This window comes from Paenibacillus sp. PastM-3, from assembly GCF_029893965.1.
GTDB lineage: Bacteria > Bacillota > Bacilli > Paenibacillales > Paenibacillaceae > Paenibacillus_AQ.
Genome location: NZ_JARXXP010000007.1, coordinates 124,966 through 145,041, shown reverse-complemented (window position 1 = coordinate 145,041; position 20,076 = coordinate 124,966). Strand labels below are relative to the sequence as shown.

Here is a 20,076-nt window from a genome sequence, read left to right as displayed (position 1 = left end):
AAATGGTCATTTCTCCCCTTTGCCGCATTAAAATATGGGTGTTAAACTGCATAAAGTCCCTAAATTGAAAGCGCTAGTAAATATGGCTTGCGATGTGAGGTTTACATCGCAAGCCAGCTGTATCTTACAGCTCAAAGCGCCAAAATGAAAGGAACACAAGAGTATGCTTACGGAGCCGGTGATATTTTCGTAATGCCAGATTTGTGCTTACATACGCCAGTGTCAGTTCACAGAGCCGGATTTGTGCTTACGAAGGAAGCATCACTGCGTAAAGCTTTAAGGAGGAGAGACATGGATGTTCTCAGGCAACTGCGGGGCTTTTACCGGGAGAAGCTGCATTATTTGATTCTTTCGATTATTGCTTTGGCCGCCGCAACTGCAGTGGGGCTTATAACCCCCAATTTACTTAGAAGGCTGATTGATGATGTAATTGTTCCACTTAAGTTTGCCGAGGTGCCGGTACTGGCACTGAGTGTTGTAGCTGTAGTAATCGTAAAAGCCTGCCTGCAGTTTGCACACGGATTTTTTGGAGGACGGCTGGGTAATTTTCTGGCCTACCGTCTGCGCAACGCCTGTTATGAGAAGCTGCAATTCCTGTCTTTCCGCTATTATGATACCGCCAAGACAGGCGACCTGATGTCCCGGCTGACCGGGGACCTGGAAGCGATCCGTAACTTTATCGGATTCGGCTTCGCCCAATTGCTAAACGTATTTTTCATGGTGCTGTTCGGCTCTATTATGATGTTCACCATCAATTGGCAGCTCACACTGATTACACTGATTACGATGCCGTTTCTGGCAGCAGTGGCTTTCAAGTTCGAATCGAGGATTCATCCGGCCTTCCAGGAGATGCGGCTTGCCTTAAGCTCCTTGACCACGGCTGTTCAGGAGAATATTACCGGTGTGCGGACGGTCAAATCTTTTGCCAGAGAGGACTATGAGGTTGAGAAGTTCTCGCACCGTAATGAACGTTATAAGGATAACCAGATTTTTGCCGCTGAGCTGTGGAGCAAGTTCTTTCCGGTTATGGAGCTGCTGGCTTCGGTCAGTATTGCTATTCTGCTCGGTGTCGGCGGGACGCTGGTTATTAAAGGCAATATGTCGCTGGGTGAGCTGGTAGCCTTCTTCAGTCTGATCTGGTACATCATCGGCCCGGTATGGGGGCTTGGCTTCCATATCAATAACTATACGCAGTCCAAAGCCTCCGGAGAACGGGTACTTGAGGTACTCAATCAGCGGATTGATGTGCAGGATAAGGCGGATGCCCGTGCGCTGGAATCTTCCGAGGTAAAAGGCGAGGTTATTTTCAACCATGTAACCTTTGCTTATGGCAATAAGATGCCGGCCGTCAAGGATATTCATTTCGAAGCCAAGCCGGGAGCTGTAATTGGTTTTCTGGGCGGTACAGGTTCCGGTAAATCCACGATTATCCAGCTGATGATGCGTGCTTACGATGTGAATGAAGGCAGTATCACGCTGGACGGTACAGACATCCGGGAGTTCAATGTCCGCAGTCTGCGTTCACAGATCTCCACCGTGTTCCAGGAGACGTTCCTGTTCTCCTCGTCCATCCGCAACAATATTGCCTACGGCCTCAAAAATGTAACCATGGAGGAAATTATCCGAGCAGCCCAGCTCGCTAAGGCCCATGATTTTATTATGGAGATGCCGGAAGGGTACGACACGGTAGTCGGCGAGCGGGGGATGGGACTCTCCGGCGGACAGAAGCAGCGGATCGCTATTGCCAGGGCGCTGCTTAAAAATCCGCGGATTCTGATTCTTGATGATGCGACCAGTGCCGTCGATATGGAAACGGAGCATGAGATCCAGGCCGGCTTTCAGGAGGTTATGCGCGGGCGCACCACGCTGATTATTGCCCACCGGATTTCCTCGCTGCGTCACGCCGATCAGATTATCGTGATGGATCAGGGGCGGATGGTGCAGAAGGGGACGCATAACGAGCTGATTGAAATTCCCGGACCTTATCAGGATGTATACCGGATTCAATATGCCGATTACCTGGCCAGGACGCAGGATAGAGGGGAGGGAACGGAGCATGGAGCTTGAAAAGAAGCAGGCGGCGGCAGGACCTGCCGGTAAGCCGGGCAAACCGGGCAAGGCTGCAGCAGGGCAGCTCCTTGAGGAGCGTTTTGTATACAAGGACGATGACCAGATCGACAAAGCGTTTGACTGGAAGCAGTTCACCCGGCTGTTCGGCTATATGAAGCCTTATGCCAGGCAGATGCTGCCGATCGTCTCGGTATTGATGATTCTGGGTACGGTAACGAAGCTGACTGTTCCTTTTTTGACCAGTATGGCGATTGATAAGGCGATTGCTCCCAAGGAAGGAAGCCCCAGCCTGACCCTGCTGTATACATTGACGGCGAGCGTAATTGTGCTCTATCTGATCCAGTGGATCGCCGGGGTATACCGGATCAAATATACGAACGTGATCGGTCAGCGGGTCATTTACGATCTGCGTTCAGACCTGTTCCGGCATATCCAGAAGCTGTCGTTTAACTTCTTCGATAAAAGACCGGCTGGCTCCGTCTTGGTACGTGTGACCAATGATATTAACTCCCTGCAGGACCTGTTCACGAACGGGGTCGTCAATCTGATGATCGACTGTGTGCAGCTTGTCGGCATCATGGTCATCCTGCTGCTGATCAACTGGAAGCTGGGACTGGCAGTAATGGTTACTGTGCCGATCATGTTCTTTGTTTCCACCAAGCTGCGCCAGAAAATCCGGATCGCCTGGCAGGATGTGCGGATGAAAAATTCCCGGATTAACTCCCATCTGAATGAGTCGATCCAGGGTATCCGGGTAACCCAGGCGTATACGCAGGAGCAGGAGAATATGCAGTATTTCGACGCGATGAATATGGACAGCCGTAAATCCTGGAACAAGGCTTCCGCTATGAACCAGGCCTTTGGTCCGATCATCGAGGTTACCGGCGGTATAGGCACCATGATTCTGTTCTGGTTCGGGGCCTATCTGATTCAATCGGGCGATCTGACGGTTGGTTATCTGGTTGCCTTCAGCACTTATGTCAGCAATTTCTGGGACCCGATTAACCGGCTGGGCCAGATGTACAACCAGCTGCTGGTGGCCATGGCTTCCTCCGAGCGGATCTTCGAATATCTGGATGAGCAGCCTGCGGTTCAGGATAAGCCGGATGCGAAGCCGCTGCCGAAGATTCGGGGGGATATCAGCTTTAAGAACGTCGTATTCGAATATGAAAAAGGCCGGGCGGCGCTGAAGGGCATCTCGCTTGACGTCAAGGCAGGCCAGTCCATTGCGCTTGTCGGACATACCGGCTCAGGGAAAAGCACCATCATCAACCTGATCGGGCGTTTCTATGATATTAAAAGCGGTGAGCTGACGATTGACGGCCAGGATGTACGTGAAGTCCAGCTGCAGAGCCTGCGCGAGCAGATAGGGATCGTGCTGCAGGATACGTTCATTTTCTCGGGGACGATCCGTGACAATATCCGTTTCGGACGGCTGGATGCCACCGACCAGGAGGTTGAAGAGGTCGCCAAGGCGGTCGATGCGCATGAGTTCATCACGAAGCTGCCTCGCGGCTATGATACTGAGGTAGAGGAACGGGGAAGCGCCTTGTCGATGGGACAGCGCCAACTGCTCTCCTTTGCCCGGGCGCTGCTGGCTGACCCGCGGATTCTGATTCTGGATGAAGCAACAGCCAGCATCGACACCGAGACAGAAATCAAAATCCAGGATGCGCTCAAAATCCTGCTGCAGGGACGGACCTCCTTCATAGTAGCCCACCGGCTCTCGACGATCCGCCATGCCGACAAGATTGTCGTCCTTGATCACGGTGAAATCAAGGAAGAGGGCAATCATGCCGAGCTCACCGAACGCGATGGTATTTATAACGGATTAATTGAAGCGCAATTCCGCTTCCTATAGCAATAAACAGCAGCAGCCCGTTCCTGATTACCAGGTTACGGGCTGCTGCTTAATGTTTACTTCGAAAACTGCGCTGACCTGATATAACCGCTAACATTGATATGGGTTTCGAAAAGGCCTGTGATCATTGTGTTCATCTCCCGGGTGCCTGATAAATTGAGGTGTACTTTTTATAGAAGAACATGAACCGCTGTCAGTTCAAGCTTGCCGCTAGTTACGCCGCCTGCCTGCTTTTCCGCCGGCACGTACTTCAGCCAGCTGTGCATGGATCTCCTGCTGCCAGCCTGTATCCCCTGTCTGTGCCGCGAGGAGCCCCTCCGCATTCAGCCGGGCCATTTCCCAGCAGTAGGCCGCATTGGCATGCAGACACTGCTGCTGTTCCGTAAGCTCTGCCGGTGTAAGCGGACGCGTGCGGCTTATCGTATACAGCTCAGCCATCCGCTGATGAATCAGTAGCATCATTTCACCTCCAGTTTTTGTACAGCTGTCTTAACAGCCTAGCCAGGGAAACAGGAGTCCATACGGCTGTACAAGCCAATTACAGAGGATTTCACTAATTATCTCTTTAACTAAAAAGAGGCGCCCTGCACCGGTATCAGCTTAGGGGCCTCTCTTTTATTCCATGTAAATTTCCACAACGCTAATTTGGCGCTCACGGGACAGATCAACAAATTTGCTCTCAATCTGAACCAGCGGACGGAAGACATCAAGGGGATTGTTCATAATAATAACACCCATGTCACCGGTGCTGAGCAACACCTTTTTGTTAATGAAATTGGGCATCAGATGCTGGATAAAGGCCTGTACATGACTGCCATTCAGCTTGCCGAAGCTGAGGGAATTAAGTTCCCGCAGGACGGAGATGAATTCCTGCTTCGACTGATAGGCCCGCTGGGAGGTCATCGCACTGTAAGTATCGGCAACGGCTGCAATTTGGGCATAGGGGTGGATCTCGGATTTGGTCAGGTTGTTCGGATAGCCGGTGCCGTCATCCCGTTCATGATGCTGCAGGGCAATAAGAGCAGTAAAGGGGTCGTCCATGGAGCTGCGGATAATTTCATTGCCGTAAAGCGTATGTAGTTTGACTTCTTCATATTCCTGAGAGGTGAGCTTACCCGGCTTCTGAAGGATGGCAGGAGAAATCTGGCAGTTGCCGATGTCGATTAAATATCCGGCCCGTCCGATCTCATAACACTCCTGCTTGGAATATCCGAGCCATGATGCAATATAATAGGAAAGCATGCCAACCTGCAGGGAATGGTTATAGGTATAATTATCATCCCTGTCCAGCAGCAGCAGCAGCGTTACTACATCTTTGTGCTTGTCCAGCGCTTGCAGGGTAGGCTGAAGGATGTCATCTACCACGGACTGGTTGAAGCTCCCTTTGGTCAACGCTTCCAGATACAGTGACTCAAAGCCTTCTATACTGTTGTCAAAGTTTGCATTTACAGTCTCTATGACGGGAGATCCGCCGGTATTGATAACCGTGTGTTCCCGGGCATCAATATCAACGTAATCAACCCCGTGCTGTATCAGCCTGGAGATTTCTTCAAGCCGAAGGCGCGATCCTTTGGATAATACGTGTAGGCCTCTTGAACTAAAGGTATCCGACTGCAGGTAATCACCGGCTTTAAGATCCATGACGTGTACTCTCAATGCTATGCCACCTTACTAATAGTAATTTGTACCCAGTTGTACCCAGCATAGCAACAAAGACGGAATTATTCAATGGTTTTACTGTAAGGTTACAGGGATTTATACGCTTTGGCTTTCGGGTCAGAGCCGAGCCAGGCCTCACCGGATTCATTGATATCCTTCTTCCATACCGGTACATCGGCTTTCAGCCTCTCAATGGCATATCGGCTTGCTTCATAACAAATGTCACGGTGAGCGGCGGAGACGGCGATGATGACACTGGCCTCCTTAAGTCCTACCAGGCCTGTCCGGTGTGCAATTGCGCAATTAGCATTCCACCGGCTCCGGACATCGTTGCCGATTTCCTGCAGCTTGGCAAGTGCCATGGGAGTATAGGCTTCATAATGAAGGGCTGTAGTCCGCTGTTCCCCGGTCATTTCCCGGGTTGTACCTACAAATACAAGGGAAGCGCCGTGATTCTGATCCAGCACCTTGTCCAGCAGTACTTCTGCATTGAGAGGCTGGCCGGTAATGATAAACAGTCCGTCGGCTGTCTCTCCGTCGGGATCTGCAGGCTCCCCTCCCGATACCGGCGGGATCAGTGCTACTTCGGAATCCTCAGTAACAGGTGTATCGTCTGGCGCATATTCGTGGTCAATAGCTACGAGTGAAGAATGGATTTGCTGTGCAGCCTCAGGATAAGCAGCGGCAAGCAGCGCCTTCAGTCCGCCCGCGGTCAACGGGGCTTCGGGTGCCTGGAATTTCAGGGTGGATGCGCTGAACAGCTCGGCCAGGCCGGCGAACAGGCGAATGTTGATCTGCATGGTTCATTTCACCTCGGGGTTCTAATAATGATTCCAATATACCATAATGCCCCTGAAAATGTTATGCTAGGCTACATAAGATTACATGCCTGCCGCTTCTGCCGGAACGGCTTTACAGAAGGAAGGGAACTAGTGCTCATGGAGTCTGCACCGCAAAGACTGACGATACTACATACCAATGATATACATAGCCATTTTGAGACGATGAGTCCCATTGCCGCCGGAATAGCCGGGCTCAAAGCTGCAGCAGGTGAGGACGCAGTGCTGCTGGTGGATATCGGTGACCATATGGACCGGGCTGCTGTAGAGACGGAAGGAACAATGGGTCAGGCGAATATAGACATCATCAATCTGACCGGGTATGACGCGGTAACCATCGGCAATAACGAAGGCCTGACCTTTTCGCCAGAGACGCTGGCCGCCATATTCTCAGGGCTGCAGTGCCCCGTAGTATGCTGTAATTTTCTTGATGCCGCCACCGGGCAGCCTCCGCAATGGATGAGGCAGCATGCCATTGTGGAGAAGAACGGCATCAGGATCGGCATAACCGGGGCTACTGCTGCGTTTACCTCCTTTTATGCACTGCTGGGATGGAAAGTCATGGAGCCTGAGGAAGCGCTTCGTGAGCAATGCCGGCTGCTGGCTCAGCAGGCGGATATTGTGATCATCCTTTCCCATCTGGGACTGCCGGCAGATAAGCTGCTGGCCGAGCGTCTGGAGGGCGTACATGCCATTCTCGGAGGCCATACCCATCATCTGCTGGAGCAGCCGCTTCTGATTAACGGAACCGCGGTCTGCGGGGCCGGGAAATTCGGCCGCTATCTGGGAAGACTGCAGTTTGAGCGGCCTGAAGCCGGCAGGCCGTTCAGACTGGTCAGCGGCGGCTGCGTTGAACTGGATCAGCAGCTGACCGAGCCCGTGATCGCTCCGGCGGCTGCGCTCCATCTGCAGCAAGGGCGTGAAGCGCTGGAGGAGACTGTAGCGATCACCGGGCATGAGCTTCCGCTTGATCTGCTGGGTGAATCGCCCTTCGGCAATCTGCTGGCCCAGGCAGTGCGCCGGTTTACAGGCACCAGACTGTCGCTGGTCAATACGGGCCAGCTGCTCGGTCCGCTTCCGGAAGGCACCATAACGGCAGGTATGCTGCATGCGCTGTGTCCGTCACCGATCAATCCCTGCATTATAAAGCTTATGGGCAGAGATATCCGGACCGCTCTTGCGCAGAGCCTGACAGAAGCGTTCTGCATGAAGCCGATTTTCGGTTACGGCTTCAGGGGAAAGGTGCTCGGCAGCCTGGCTGCGGATGGATTAAAAATCTTGTATGACCCTGCTGCGATGCCTTATGATAACAGTATTGCAGTTTTTGTCGAAGGGGAACCGCTGGAGGACGAAACGGAATATGAGGTCGGTACCCTGGATATGTTCACCTTCCGTTCCGGCTATGAGAGTATTGCGAACGGACGCGATCCGGTGTATCTGGTGCCGCATTTTCTGCGCGATCTGCTGCGGATGGAGCTGCAGCGTCCTGAAAGCCTGGAAGAAAGTGCCGGTATCCGCTGGGTAGACACAGGCGCTGTATAGCTTTTCTTACATAAGCACATAACAGCACAGGCAATAACCAAAAGCAGTGTTCATTTTTCAATCAGGAGGAAGCTATGGATACAATTACAGCAATAATTCTAGCTATAGTAGAAGGAATTACCGAATTTATTCCGGTATCTTCTACGGGCCATATGATTCTTACTACCAAGCTGCTTGGCTTTGATGAACAGTCGCCGATCATGAAGACATATGAAATCGTGATTCAGCTTGGCGCAATTCTGGCCATTGCACTGGTCTACCGCAAACGTGTGCTGGATCTGCTCGGCATCGGGCGCAGCAACCGGGGCAGAGGCGGCGTAATGCCGGCCTCACGGCTCAATCTGATTCACGTAATCCTTGGGATTGCTCCGGCGCTGGCTGTGGCTTTTTTTGCCCGGGATTTTATTAAAGGCCTGTTCGGAGCCACTACGGTGCTCTGGGCGCTCGTTGCCGGCGGGATACTGATGATTGTGGCGGAGTGGTGGAACAAGCGCAAATCGCGCGTGACTGCGCATGAGCTGGATGATTTGTCGTACGGCCAGGCGCTGGCCATCGGTCTGTACCAGATTATTTCAGTGCTCTGGCCGGGATTTTCACGTTCCGGTTCAACGATTTCAGGCGGTATGCTGAGCGGGGTAAGCTACAAGGCGTCAGCCGACTTCTCCTTCCTTATTGCCATTCCGATTATGTGCGCTGCATCCGGCTATGAGCTGCTGGATTCTTACAAATATTTCACCAAGGATACCATTTGGGATTTTGCGATCGGCTTCGTGATTGCCTTTGTGGTCGCTTATGTCGTGGTGGTACTATTTATGAAGCTGATTCAGAAGATCAGACCGACGCATTTTGCGATTTACCGTTTTATACTGGCAGCCGTTTTCTGGCTGTTTATTATGCGTTAGCCCAGGTTCGTTCAAGATAACGGTATAGACACAGAATGCATTTATAGCTTTAGAAACAGAATAGCAATTTACCGTTAAAGGCAGGAGTGAGCCAAGGTGCGTTTAGTATCCGTGAATCGGCTTCAGTCGGGGATGAAGCTGGGAAAAAAGATTTATAATGATGAAGGACTGGTTCTGCTCGCTGACGGGGTAGAACTATCGGATGCGTTAATCAAGCGGCTGGCCAGGATCGACATCGGCTATGTCTATATAGAGGATGCCAATACAGATGATGTCGTGATCACCACATTGCTGCATGATGAAACGCGTAACCAGGCGCTTAAGGTAATCCGTAGCCAGTTCCAGGAGATGTCCAGCATGTCCGGTATTACCAAAGGCTTTTATCATCTGGACAAAAAATTCTCCAAGGTAATGGATTCCATTCTGGACGATATGTCCTCCCAGGAAGATCCGATGATTATGCTGGCGGATATGCACACAGCGGATAATTACCTGTATGTCCATTCGCTTAATGTATGTCTCTATACACTTGTCCTTGGTATTGCTTATGGTTACAGCAAAGAAGAGCTGCGCGTGCTCGGTCTCGGTTCGCTGCTGCATGATATCGGCAAAACCCAGATCCCGGTCAAAATCGTTCAAAAGCCCGGCATGCTTAGCGATGAAGAATTCCGCCATATGCAGGCCCATACGGAAATCGGCTACCGGATTCTCAAGGATGAGCCTAACATCCCGCTGCTCGCGGCGCATTGCGCACTGCAGCATCATGAACGTATTAACGGCACCGGCTATCCGCGCGGGCTGACCGGCCCGCAGATTCATGAATACGCCAAATGGCTGGGTGTCGCTGATTCTTATGATGCGATGACCTCTAACCGGATCTACAAAAAAGCGATGCTGCCCCACCAGGCGGTTGAAGCGCTGTATGTCGGTTCCGGTACCTTATACGAGCAGAAGCAGCTTGAGCTGTTCAGAGACCGGGTGGCAATCTATCCGCTTGGGCTGACAGTCAAGCTGAGTACAGGGGAAAGCGGTATTGTTGTGAAGATAGACCCCAGCATACCGCACAGGCCGGTAGTGCGGGTGATTACGGGTCAGGAAGGTGAACCGGTTACGCCGTATGAGATTGATCTGGGCACTGCACTTTCCGTAGTGATTTCCGATGTCTCGGATGACGGCGAGCAGACGAAGTCCACCTGAATTGCAGAAATTGCGGCAGGAGGCTTCGTACGAAGCACTCTGCCTCCTAGCAGCGAGGAGCGAAAAACAGGCAGCCGCAGTTGTGCGGTTGACAAGGCCTGTTATCGCCCCGCTGTTTTTCATTAGGAGCTGTTTCAGCGGCACACCGGCATCCAGGGGTTTCAGAATATGACGTTTTTTGGCCGGGCGTGGTATGATAAAGGGTAAGCTGCCTATCTTTTTCATTTATTTGGGTTAATAATTAGGAATACGTATTAAAGGAGCAAGCAAAAATGAGTATATTAGAACCTTCATCAAGAATAATAAGGGAGCTGTCACCAAGCTATGATCCTTGGGATCCGATTACTTCACTGCGCCAGCATGGACAGCATGTACTGACCAGTGTGGAGATGACGGTTACTAATCTGTGCAATATGCGCTGTGAACACTGTGCGGTCGGTGACAGCCTCACCATGAAGGAAGGGGAAATGCTGCCGCTTGCCAATATGCTGAAGCGCCTTGACGAAGTGGAGCATTTGCAAACCATAAGCATTACCGGGGGAGAGCCGATGTTCCGTGCTTCTACTGTGGATAACATCATTGTACCGCTGCTGAAATATGCACATGAGCGGGGCATCCGCTCACAGATTAATTCAAATTTGACGATGCCGTACGCCCGGTATGAGAAGCTGCTGCCTTATCTGGATGTTATGCATATCTCATTCAATTATGTAAACGGCGATGACTTCCATGAGGTCGGCTTCGCGAACAGCGGACATCCTGTCTCCAGGGAAGCCGCGTACCGGCTATATGAAACAATGATTGAGAATTCCCGCCGGCTCAGTGAGGATGGCATGCTGATCTCCGCAGAATCAATGATCAACTACCGTACCCATACGAAGCTGCCGCAAATCCATAAGCTGATCGGTGACATGGGCGCCAGACGCCATGAGGTTCATCCGATGTATGCCTCAAGCTTTGCCTCCTCACTGCCGGTATTATCGCTGAAGGAGATGGGCGATGCGATTCATTCCCTGCTGGACGCCCGTGATCCGGAAATGTGGATGCTGTTCGGCACGCTTCCGTTCTTCGCCTGCAGTTCTCTTGAAGAGGACCAGCAGCTGCTGCGCAGACTGCGGACAGAGAAGAATGTGACGCTGCGCAATGATCCGGACGGACGTAACCGGGTAAATGTGAATATGTTTACCGGCGATGTCTTTGTGACCGATTTTGCCGATATTTCCGCTTTCGGTAACATTGGCTCAAGCAGGCTGGACGATGTCTTTGCCGACTGGCAGAACAGCCATCCTCTTAACCAGAAGGTGAACTGCTTCTGTGATGCTGCGGGCTGCTGCGGTCCGAATCTGCTGGTGGCTGATATGTATTACCCCAAGGTCGATTTCAAATCAAGAAAGGCGATCACACTGTAGAATCGAGGCGTTGTTATTGTGCATACGGAATTTGACATAGGAAGCTTATTGCTTAATCTGGTTCTGGTTCTGGTGCTTGTCTTGTTAAACGGTATATTTGTTGCAGCAGAGTTTTCGCTGGTGAAGGTCAGACAGTCCCGTCTGACCCAGCTGGTGAGTGAGGGTAACAAGATGGCCGGATACGCGCTGAAGGTCAACAAGAAGCTGGATGCGTACCTGTCTGCTACCCAATTCGGAATTACGCTTGCCTCCCTCGGGCTGGGCTGGATCGGGGAGCCGGCGATTTCGGAGCTGCTGGTAGAGCCGCTGATGTTTCAACTCGGCGTTACCGACCATACTTTAATTTCTACTGTGTCGGTTATAGTCGGATTTTCCATTATTACTTTCTTACATATTGTACTGGGGGAGCTGGCTCCGAAATCCCTGGCGATTCAAAAAACAGAAGGCTCAGCGCTGCTGTTGTCCGCACCGCTGATGTTCTTTTATAATCTGTTTCTTCCGTTCATCTGGATTCTGAATGCTTCCGCAAATGCGCTTCTTAGACTGGTTGGCGTGGAGCCTGCCAGTGAAGCTGAAGCCGCCCACTCGGAGGAGGAAATACGCATCCTGATGAATCAGAGCGCCAAGAGCGGGGTCATTGATCAGGATGAAATGAAGCTGATGGATAATATATTTGAATTCTCGGACCTGCTGGCCCGTGAAGTCATGCTGCCGCGTACCGATATGGACGTGCTGTACAGCAATCTGTCGCTGGAAGAGAATATGCGGATTATAACAGAAACCAAGCATTCCAGATATCCCGTCGCCAATGAAGACAAAGACCGGATTATCGGCTTTATTCACATCACCGACCTGCTGTTTGCCCCGCTCGATCAGCAGAATGATCTGGCATCGCTGGTACGCCCTATCCTGAATGTACCGGAATCAATGGAGATTAGCCATGCCCTGCGGCTGATGCAGAAGAATAAAGCCCAGCTGACGCTGGTGGTCGATGAGTACGGCGGAACGGCCGGCCTGCTGACTGCCGAGGATATTCTCGAAGAAATCGTCGGCGATCTGCATGATGAGTTCGAGAATGAGCGTCCAGAGGTTGAACGTAACGGGGAATATATCTCCGTGGACGGGCGGATGCTGATTGAGGATGTCAATGACCTGACCGGTGTAATTATTGAAGACGAAGAGGTCGATTCCATCGGCGGCTGGCTGTTCAAGGAGCTGGAGGGCAACCCGTCGAAGGGTAAAAATATTGTTGTGGGCGATGTAACCTTTGAGGTGGAGGAATCGACCCGGCTGCGGATTACCAGAATCAAAATCCACAAGAAGAATCCGCCGGAGCTGGAGGAGACAGACGGCGCCGGTGAGGAGGACAAGGAGTAGGGTCGCTTCAGATACATCTGTTGCCGATACCGATACAATAAGCCGTACTGCTGCACACAGGTTTTGTCCTGGTGCGGCGGTGCGGTTTTTTTTTTCGTCGTGAACGTTCTGATTGATGGGTGGACTCTCATACAATAGCTACGAAGAGATTATAGCCAGAATAGGGCTATCAACCAATGAGGAGGGGAACGCAATTGAACTCCCAGGAGCGTGTATGGGCCACTTACCGCGGACCGTTTGATCCTTGCCCGCCGGTGCCGTTCAAAACGTACGTTGTGCCGCCGAACCAGTATATTAACTTTCAGCCGCCGGGTCTGCCGCAGTATCCGCTGCCGGAAGCCCTGAGGGCAGGGACATTATGGCCGGCCTTCTACAGTCCTTACGAATCCAAAGCCGGAAAAGGGAAAGGGAAAGGGGGCATCTAGTCTGATGGAGCAGCCAAATGCATGTGAGCCGCGATATTATGAAATGCTGGAGCAGCTTCAGGTGCTTGATTTTGCACTGGTCGAGCTGAATCTGTATCTGAATACCCATCCGGATGATCTTAAGGCGATTGAGCAGTTTAATCAGCTAACCCAGGAGCGGACCCGGCTGGCTAACCAGTTTCAGGAGCTGTACGGGCCGCTGCAGAATTTCGGGCGGGCGTACTCCAAATGTCCGTGGGAATGGAACCAGAGCCCGTGGCCCTGGCAAGTGTAGCGTTATCACAACGTATAGGAGGGAGGCTCCCGGATGTGGATTTATGAGAAGAAGCTGCAGTACCCGGTTCGTGTCAACAAATGTGATGTAAGGATGGCACGGTACCTGATGGAGCAATACGGAGGCGCTGACGGGGAACTGGCCGCAGCACTGCGCTACATGAATCAGAGGTATTCGATTCCGGATAAGGTGATCGGCGTGCTTAACGATATTTCGACAGAGGAATTTGCCCACCTCGAGATGATTGCTACGATGATCTACAAGCTGACCAAGGATGCATCCGTGCAGGAGCTGGAGGCGGCAGGCCTGGGACCGAATTATGCGCAGCGTGACCACGCCCTGTTCTACCAGAATTCAGCCGGGGTTCCGTGGACCGCCAGCTATATCCAAGCCAAAGGCGATCCGCTCGCGGATCTGTACGAAGACATTGCCGCCGAGGAAAAGGCCCGGGCTACATACCAGTGGCTGATTGACATGACGGATGATGTGGACCTGCAGGACAGCCTGAAATTCCTGCGCGAGCGGGAGATTATCCACGCGATCCGGTTCAAGGAGTCCGTGCAGATTCTGATTGAGGAACGGGATAAGAAGCGGGTGTTCTAAGGGGCAGGCTTAGAATTGTTGAAGGGATCAGTTTGATTCTGAAGTTGTCTATGCAGATTCCATATTAAGGAGGAGATATTGCCTCTGGAATTCAATCCTTTGTAACGTTTAAGCTGAATAAAAATGTGGCCGGATATATACAAGCAGATTATCCGGCCACCGTAGGTTTTAAGTAGAGTTCTTCAATTCTTTTTCTACATTTACTAAATAAGTAGTAGCACTTTCTTCGTACCTATTACAATAGAAGTATGATATCGTTCTGTAAAACTGTTTCAACGTAAACTTTATTCTAGTGCTTAGAGTACAGGAAGGTCTTTGTAGTGTTTCGCCTTCAAGGATGCTAAATTGTAGAACTCTTTTCTCTTTTTATGCAATTGAAATCTCAGAGCAGAAAAAACTAATATAAGGGAAAATATATATCATTGACTTAAAAATCCTTTAAATATCATTCTGTACAACACTCACTTAAAGAATTGCAAAAAAAACAAGCCTATTTAAATAAAGAAATGGAAGAAAAAGGGGTCATTAAATCGACCGAAATTGATGAAGAAAATAACGTTGTTTATGCTTATGTTGAGGACCTCAGTGCATTGAGAAATAATATTTTTAAAGATGATGATGCGGTCGAATATAAACAACAAGAGCTCAGTATAAAATTTACAGCTTCAGAAGTTATTAATGGGAATGGAGCAACAATTTCGGGCAATACTTCACAATAGGTACCGGAAGCCTGGATAACGTGTCTCACCTGTCTACACCGGCATATTGATGCCGGTGTATTTGGCGTACCCGGGTTCAATATGTTAACCTTATTCCATATCGCGACAGGACGGGAGGATGGAGGGCTATGGGGCTGGTGCCGGAGCGCTTACGCGGATTTATAAAGGCCTGGCAGGATTACCCGCTCCCGGAGGGGAAGCTGATCGGCGGGCGTTATGTAATACAGCATCTGCTCGGTGAAGGAAGCTATGGGCTTACCTATTGCTGCCGTGATACTGCAGAAGGGGAGCTTTATGCGCTGAAGCAGTCCAGACCGAGCAAAAAAGACGCGGGACGGATGCTGCTTGAGAAGGAGTACAGGATCCTCCAGTCTATGGATCATCCCAGAATCCCCGCATGCCGGGATTATCTGGAGTTTAAAGGCTCGAACTGGCTGGCCAGTGATTACATTACGGGAAAAACACTGGAGGACCTGATCTTTGACGACAAGCGTATCTACGGGGAGCGGGAAAGCCTGGCTGTCATTCTAAAGCTGGCAGAGCTGGTCATGCATGTCCATTCGCGGGGATACGTCCATCTGGACCTGCGGATTCCTAATGTTATTTTGCGGGAGGATGACTTGTATCTGATTGATTTCGGCCTGGCAAAAAGGATCGGGGAGCAGGAGGATTCAAGCGGTCCGGATGCCTTGCAGACAGTGGTGCTGCCTGAGCGGATGCCGCCGGTGATCTCTTCGGATCTGTATGATATGGGCCAGCTGATGCTGTTTATGCTGTATTCTGCTTACGAGCCTGAACGCGGGAAGCAAGAGCGAAGCTGGCGGGAGGAGCTGAAGGTATCGCCGGACATGCTGGTGCTCCTCAACCGGCTGCTTGGAGAACATGCCGAACCTTATGCGGATACTGCGGACTTTATCCGGGACGCTGAAGCAATACATCAGAGTCTGGTGAAATAGCAATAAAGATGGCGCCTTCAGCTTGAACAGGAAGGCGCCTCTTGGACCGTTCCGGCAGCCGGTTATTAGCTGGAACTGCCATAACGGTTTTTATAGTATTTATGACCGCTTCCGCCGCGGTGCGCATCGGACGACGAATACCGCTTATATCCGCGGCTGCTGCTTGAATGTCTGCCGTAAAATGACCTCCCTTTGTGACTGCTTGAATATTTACGGTGTCCGCCCGGCCTGGAATGTTCTACAGAATGCAGTACCTTGCCAAGAAGTTTTCTAAGCATCATGTCTCCTCCTTATAAGATAAATTGTGCTTGTAATATACTCTTACTCTTTTATTACCCTTAAGTACGCCATGATTAGATTAAGGTTTCATGAGAATTTTTTCATTTAACGATGTTAACAACAGCAAACAGCCGCTCCCGGTGAGAAGCGGCTGTTTGCTGTTGTTGTTAGGGCAACGATGATATTACTGGCGCAGTGTCTTCAGGGCACCGCTCCAGGCCAGCACCTGATCGAGCATCGCATTGACGTTCGCTTTGTGCAGATCAGCCGGCTTGAAGACTGTGCCGTTCTCAAAGTCGGTGAAGAGGGAGAGAAGCGGATGTACCCGGACGTCAGCTACCTGAAGCTCGCCGAGAATTCCGCGCAGATGTTCAGCCGCGCGTGCTCCGCCTGCCGAACCGTAGCTGACAATCCCGGCAGCCTTGTTGTTCCATTCATCCCGGGCAGAGTCAAGCGCATTCTTGAGTGCTCCGGTAATGCTGTGGTTATACTCCTGGGCGATAAATACAAAACCGTCCAGAGTAGCCAGCTTGGTAGCCCAGGCTGCGGCAGGGCCATAATCATCGCTTTCGCCCAGCAGCGGAAGCTTAAAGTCGGCAATGTCTACGATCTCATAGTTGGCGTCTCCGCGGGCATCTGCAATGCCTTTCACCCATTCCCCGACTTGCGGGCTTACGCGGCCCTTGCGAGTGCTTCCCAGAATAATCCCGATGTTCAATGTTGTCATTTGAAATTCCTCCTAAAGTGAGTGTATTGGATTTCGTGTTGACTTTATGAAATTTATTATAGCATATTACTTTTATAAAGCAAGTGTAATTTTGAAACTAATCGAGGGACCAATGCAGATAGTGGTTATGTATTCCGACTAAACCGCTCCCCTCATATATAGCTATGCCCGATTTCCCGTCTGCAGATTACTGTTAGCTATCGTAAAGGGGCTATTTTTTTCAAACAGATAGAAATTCCTAGCAAACTGGTCTAAAATAACAATGTGCAATGGAAATACCGGTTCACACTCGGGCCGGATAAAGAGGAACTGGGAGGAGAAGTGTGGAATGAAGTACCGCAGATTAGGCGGATCAGGGCTGAAGGTCAGTGAAATCAGCCTGGGAAGCTGGTTGACGTACGGCGGATATGTGGAACGGGAGAATGCTGTCAGAGCAATTGAAACCGCTTACGGGTTGGGCGTTAATTTTTTTGATACGGCCAATGTGTATGAAAAAGGTGCGGCCGAGAAGCTGCTCGGTGAGACGCTGCGCGGATTTCCCCGCGAATCTTATATCCTGGCCACCAAGGTTTACGGCGTTATGGGAGACGGTCCGAATGACCGCGGCCTGTCACGCAAGCATATTACAGAGCAATGCCATGCCAGCCTGAAGCGGCTGGGGGCAGATTATGTGGACATTATGTACTGCCATCGTTACGATCCGGAGACACCCATTGAGGAGACGCTGCGCACACTGGATGATCTGGTCCGTCAGGGCAAGGTGCTCTACGTCGGCGTAAGCGAATGGACGGCTGCCCAGATGACAGAGGCGCTGGCTGTTGCGGACCGGTATCTGCTGGACCGCATTGTGGTCAATCAGCCGATTTACAATATGTTCGAACGTTATATAGAAAAAGAAATTATTCCGCTCGGCGAACGCAAAGGGATCGGACAGGTTGTATTCTCGCCGCTGGCTCAAGGTCTCTTGACCGGAAAATACAGCTCGGCGGAGGACATTCCTGAGGGCAGCCGGGCCTCCAGGCTGGAATGGATGCGTAAAGGGGTTACAGAAGAGAAAATCGCCAAGGTGCAGGAGCTGGGTAAAGTTGCGGCAGAGCTGGATCTTTCGGTCGGCAATCTGGCTCTCGCCTGGATCCTGCGGCAGTCTAATGTAGCAAGTGCACTTGTCGGTGCAAGCCGGCCGGAGCAGGTGGAGGAGAATGTGAAGGCTTCAGGTGTCGAACTGAGCAGTGAAGTCTTGTCGCGAATTGACGAAATTATTGCCTAAAGAGAGAGGAGCAGATACAGATGAAGGTACTTTTTATCGGAGGCACAGGATTAATCAGCCAGGCCGTATCCAGGCTTGCAGTCGAACAGGGGATTGAGCTGTATCTGTTTAACCGCGGGGAGCGCAGTGAATTTGTACCTGACGGGGCGGAAGTTATCCGGGGAGATATCCGTGATGCGGCCGGTGCGGCAGAAGCACTGAAGGGGTACGAGTTTGATGCTGTTGTAGACTGGATTGCCTTTACACCGGAGCATGTGCAGACCGATATTGAGCTGTTCACCGGTAAGACGAAGCAGTATATTTTCATCAGCTCTGCCTCGGCCTACCAGAAGCCGCAGCGGAGCTACCTCATTACGGAAGAAACACCGCTGGCCAATCCTTACTGGCAATATTCCCGTGACAAAATCGCCTGTGAAGAGCTGCTGCTGGAGGTGCACCGCACCAGTGCCTTCCCGGTGACCATTGTCCGGCCTTCACATACTTACGGTGTAACGGCTATCCCGGCAGCGCTGACCAGCTGGCAGCATCCCTGGTCGCTGGTGGAACGCATCCGCAAGGGCCAGCCGCTGGTCATTCATGGTGACGGCACTTCACTCTGGACGCTGACGCACAATACGGACTTTGCCAGAGGCTTCATCGGCCTGCTGGGGAATTCCGAAACGATCGGTGAGGCGATCCACATCACCTCCGATGAGTCACTGAACTGGAACCAGATTTATGCAGCCATCGGTGAAGCTGCGGGGAGAGAACCCAAGGTGGTGCATATCTCGACAGATTTCATCGCCGCCCATACGCCGGCCGGAACAGCCGACGGCCTGATCGGCGACCAGGCGGTAAGCAGTGTGTTCGATAACAGCAAGCTCAAACGGCTGGTGCCGGAGTTCAGCGCAACGGTTCCTTTTGCCGAAGGGATCAGGATGTCGGTTGAATGGTTCGAAGCCCGGCCGCAGCTCTGCACCGTGGATACGGAGTGGTCCAAAATGCTGGACATGCTGATCAGCAGACATGGCGTTGACGCCAAGCTGCTCTCTTACTACGTGTAACAGCATATGGCATGAATCAGGGAATAGTGAATATACTCTCACTACCGAAACCCGTAAAAAGGAGTCCTGGCCATGCCGACACATCCCTATGTCTCCCGTTTCTTTGTCCGTTCTGATGCCCGCCGCGACAAGCTGATTTATGAACTGCCGGAGTCCTGGTGGAGCCGGCCTTATGAATATGAATGGTGTACTAACTTTGTCTCTCCCCATGATGTAGTGCTGGATGCCGCCTGCGGCATTTCCCATCCGCTCAAGTTCTATCTTGCCGGCTTCAGCGCCGAGGTGCATGCCTGCGACAGGGATGCCCGGATCATATCAAAGGAAGCGATCATCCGGAATATTGAAGAAGACATTGGCGTAGAGGCAGCCCGTCAGGTTATGGCCAGGAGGACGACAGGCCTGCATCTGGCCCAGGCGGAGCTCACCTCACTGCCCTATGCGGACGAGAGCTTTGATACGATTTTTTGCATTTCCGTACTGGAGCATTTATCGCTGAATGATACGATCCTGGCTATACGGGAATTCCACAGGACTTTGAACGGGGAGGGGCTGCTGGTGCTGACCTTCGATTATCCGACCGTCAATCTGCCGGTGATGAACGACGTACTGCTGCAGGCTGGCTTCCAGTACTGGGGTGAGACAAATTTCAATCTTCCGGAGGATGCGCTGCGGACGGATCAGTGGGGCGGGCTGAGCTGCTTCCGGGCAGTGCTGAAGAAAGCGCAAAGCTATTGATGAACTTGAGAATCGGATAGTGGAGCTGCTGTAGAACCCGAAGGTTCAGGCTCGGCAGCAGCTGCCGGTTCACCATTCTTAAATCCACGTTCTATAGCCGGGACTTTTTACTCTTTTAGATAACCGACGCTATCCGTTATAGTTGATAGATATCTTATCAAAAGGAGTAAAATGAGTGCGCAGAGCAGTCCT

At 51.4% G+C, this 20,076-nt stretch carries 19 protein-coding genes; 15 read left to right on the top strand and 4 right to left on the bottom strand.

Annotated features, from left to right (window positions below):
- Positions 1–291 precede the first annotated feature (291 nt).
- Positions 292–2,067, top strand: coding sequence for an ABC transporter ATP-binding protein (locus tag M2108_RS13430; protein ID WP_277469763.1), 1,776 nt, complete (start codon positions 292–294; stop codon positions 2,065–2,067).
- Complete coding sequence (locus M2108_RS13425) at positions 2,057–3,931, top strand: ABC transporter ATP-binding protein (protein WP_277469764.1); 1,875 nt, start codon at positions 2,057–2,059, stop codon at positions 3,929–3,931. Before M2108_RS13430 ends, M2108_RS13425 begins: the two co-directional genes overlap by 11 nt.
- A gap of 210 nt (positions 3,932–4,141) precedes the next feature.
- On the opposite strand, the gene M2108_RS13420 is transcribed toward M2108_RS13425, so the two are convergent.
- The 3 genes from M2108_RS13420 to M2108_RS13410 all read right to left on the bottom strand — a co-directional run bounded on the left by M2108_RS13420 (position 4,142) and on the right by M2108_RS13410 (position 6,390).
- Positions 4,142–4,393 carry a DUF7667 family protein gene (locus M2108_RS13420; RefSeq protein ID WP_280777058.1) on the bottom strand — a complete coding sequence of 84 codons (252 nt, stop codon included), beginning with the start codon at positions 4,391–4,393 and terminating at the stop codon, positions 4,142–4,144.
- 153 nt (positions 4,394–4,546) lie between these two features.
- Positions 4,547–5,587 carry an HD-GYP domain-containing protein gene (locus tag M2108_RS13415; protein ID WP_277469766.1) on the bottom strand — a complete coding sequence of 347 codons (1,041 nt, stop codon included), beginning with the start codon at positions 5,585–5,587 and terminating at the stop codon, positions 4,547–4,549.
- 89 nt (positions 5,588–5,676) lie between these two features.
- A complete protein-coding gene (locus tag M2108_RS13410; protein ID WP_277469767.1) occupies positions 5,677–6,390 on the bottom strand; it encodes a molybdenum cofactor biosynthesis protein in 714 nt (237 codons plus the stop codon).
- 138 nt (positions 6,391–6,528) lie between these two features.
- Here M2108_RS13410 and M2108_RS13405 point away from each other — a divergent pair, with 138 nt between their 5' ends.
- From M2108_RS13405 to M2108_RS13360, 10 genes are all read left to right on the top strand, one after another.
- On the top strand, positions 6,529–7,971 hold the full coding sequence (locus M2108_RS13405; protein WP_277469977.1) for a bifunctional metallophosphatase/5'-nucleotidase: 1,443 nt from the start codon (positions 6,529–6,531) through the stop codon (positions 7,969–7,971).
- A gap of 74 nt (positions 7,972–8,045) precedes the next feature.
- The gene (locus M2108_RS13400; RefSeq protein WP_068720489.1) at positions 8,046–8,873 is read left to right on the top strand and encodes an undecaprenyl-diphosphate phosphatase; all 828 of its coding nucleotides are present in this window, start codon (positions 8,046–8,048) and stop codon (positions 8,871–8,873) included.
- Between the two features lie 96 nt (positions 8,874–8,969).
- A complete protein-coding gene (locus M2108_RS13395) occupies positions 8,970–10,070 on the top strand; it encodes an HD-GYP domain-containing protein (RefSeq protein ID WP_277469768.1) in 1,101 nt (366 codons plus the stop codon).
- Positions 10,071–10,342: 272 nt separating this feature from the next.
- A complete protein-coding gene (gene yfkAB / locus M2108_RS13390) occupies positions 10,343–11,479 on the top strand; it encodes a radical SAM/CxCxxxxC motif protein YfkAB (RefSeq protein ID WP_277469769.1) in 1,137 nt (378 codons plus the stop codon).
- 18 nt (positions 11,480–11,497) lie between these two features.
- On the top strand, positions 11,498–12,856 hold the full coding sequence (locus M2108_RS13385) for a hemolysin family protein (RefSeq protein WP_277469770.1): 1,359 nt from the start codon (positions 11,498–11,500) through the stop codon (positions 12,854–12,856).
- Positions 12,857–13,050: 194 nt separating this feature from the next.
- Positions 13,051–13,281: a spore coat associated protein CotJA gene (locus tag M2108_RS13380; RefSeq protein WP_277469771.1), complete on the top strand. Its 231-nt coding sequence runs from the start codon at positions 13,051–13,053 to the stop codon at positions 13,279–13,281.
- 4 nt (positions 13,282–13,285) lie between these two features.
- Positions 13,286–13,555 (top strand): spore coat protein CotJB, encoded by a 270-nt coding sequence (locus M2108_RS13375; RefSeq protein WP_277469772.1) that lies wholly within the window; start codon positions 13,286–13,288, stop codon positions 13,553–13,555.
- Positions 13,556–13,588: 33 nt separating this feature from the next.
- Positions 13,589–14,158 carry a manganese catalase family protein gene (locus M2108_RS13370; protein WP_277469773.1) on the top strand — a complete coding sequence of 190 codons (570 nt, stop codon included), beginning with the start codon at positions 13,589–13,591 and terminating at the stop codon, positions 14,156–14,158.
- Between the two features lie 473 nt (positions 14,159–14,631).
- Positions 14,632–14,877 (top strand): hypothetical protein, encoded by a 246-nt coding sequence (locus M2108_RS13365; protein ID WP_277469774.1) that lies wholly within the window; start codon positions 14,632–14,634, stop codon positions 14,875–14,877.
- 128 nt (positions 14,878–15,005) lie between these two features.
- Positions 15,006–15,833, top strand: coding sequence for a serine/threonine protein kinase (locus M2108_RS13360; RefSeq protein WP_277469775.1), 828 nt, complete (start codon positions 15,006–15,008; stop codon positions 15,831–15,833).
- Positions 15,834–16,296: 463 nt separating this feature from the next.
- Here the strand turns inward: M2108_RS13360 and M2108_RS13350 are convergent, their stop codons facing one another.
- Positions 16,297–16,839, bottom strand: a complete 543-nt coding sequence (locus M2108_RS13350) for an NADPH-dependent FMN reductase (RefSeq protein ID WP_277469776.1) — start codon at positions 16,837–16,839, stop codon at positions 16,297–16,299.
- Positions 16,840–17,167: 328 nt separating this feature from the next.
- On the opposite strand from M2108_RS13350, the gene M2108_RS13345 reads away from it, so the two are divergent.
- The 3 genes from M2108_RS13345 to M2108_RS13335 all read left to right on the top strand — a co-directional run bounded on the left by M2108_RS13345 (position 17,168) and on the right by M2108_RS13335 (position 19,884).
- The gene (locus M2108_RS13345) at positions 17,168–18,106 is read left to right on the top strand and encodes an aldo/keto reductase family protein (RefSeq protein WP_277469777.1); all 939 of its coding nucleotides are present in this window, start codon (positions 17,168–17,170) and stop codon (positions 18,104–18,106) included.
- Positions 18,107–18,126: 20 nt separating this feature from the next.
- Positions 18,127–19,149, top strand: coding sequence for an SDR family oxidoreductase (locus M2108_RS13340; RefSeq protein ID WP_277469778.1), 1,023 nt, complete (start codon positions 18,127–18,129; stop codon positions 19,147–19,149).
- Between the two features lie 72 nt (positions 19,150–19,221).
- A complete protein-coding gene (locus M2108_RS13335) occupies positions 19,222–19,884 on the top strand; it encodes a class I SAM-dependent methyltransferase (RefSeq protein ID WP_277469779.1) in 663 nt (220 codons plus the stop codon).
- The last annotated feature ends 192 nt before the right edge of the window (positions 19,885–20,076 follow it).

Excerpts from the sequence above, each read along its gene's own strand:
- M2108_RS13405 (WP_277469977.1), top strand. The coding sequence starts at position 6,529 with ATGGAGTCTGCACCGCAAAGACTGACGATACTACATACCAATGATATA.
- M2108_RS13420 (WP_280777058.1), bottom strand. The coding sequence starts at position 4,393 with ATGATGCTACTGATTCATCAGCGGATGGCTGAGCTGTATACGATAAGC.
- M2108_RS13335 (WP_277469779.1), top strand. The coding sequence starts at position 19,222 with ATGCCGACACATCCCTATGTCTCCCGTTTCTTTGTCCGTTCTGATGCC.
- yfkAB (WP_277469769.1), top strand. The coding sequence starts at position 10,343 with ATGAGTATATTAGAACCTTCATCAAGAATAATAAGGGAGCTGTCACCA.
- M2108_RS13410 (WP_277469767.1), bottom strand. The coding sequence starts at position 6,390 with ATGCAGATCAACATTCGCCTGTTCGCCGGCCTGGCCGAGCTGTTCAGC.
- M2108_RS13360 (WP_277469775.1), top strand. The coding sequence starts at position 15,006 with ATGGGGCTGGTGCCGGAGCGCTTACGCGGATTTATAAAGGCCTGGCAG.
- M2108_RS13340 (WP_277469778.1), top strand. The coding sequence starts at position 18,127 with ATGAAGGTACTTTTTATCGGAGGCACAGGATTAATCAGCCAGGCCGTA.
- M2108_RS13425 (WP_277469764.1), top strand. The coding sequence starts at position 2,057 with ATGGAGCTTGAAAAGAAGCAGGCGGCGGCAGGACCTGCCGGTAAGCCG.
- M2108_RS13350 (WP_277469776.1), bottom strand. The coding sequence starts at position 16,839 with ATGACAACATTGAACATCGGGATTATTCTGGGAAGCACTCGCAAGGGC.
- M2108_RS13375 (WP_277469772.1), top strand. The coding sequence starts at position 13,286 with ATGGAGCAGCCAAATGCATGTGAGCCGCGATATTATGAAATGCTGGAG.
- M2108_RS13370 (WP_277469773.1), top strand. The coding sequence starts at position 13,589 with ATGTGGATTTATGAGAAGAAGCTGCAGTACCCGGTTCGTGTCAACAAA.
- M2108_RS13430 (WP_277469763.1), top strand. The coding sequence starts at position 292 with ATGGATGTTCTCAGGCAACTGCGGGGCTTTTACCGGGAGAAGCTGCAT.
- M2108_RS13345 (WP_277469777.1), top strand. The coding sequence starts at position 17,168 with ATGAAGTACCGCAGATTAGGCGGATCAGGGCTGAAGGTCAGTGAAATC.
- M2108_RS13400 (WP_068720489.1), top strand. The coding sequence starts at position 8,046 with ATGGATACAATTACAGCAATAATTCTAGCTATAGTAGAAGGAATTACC.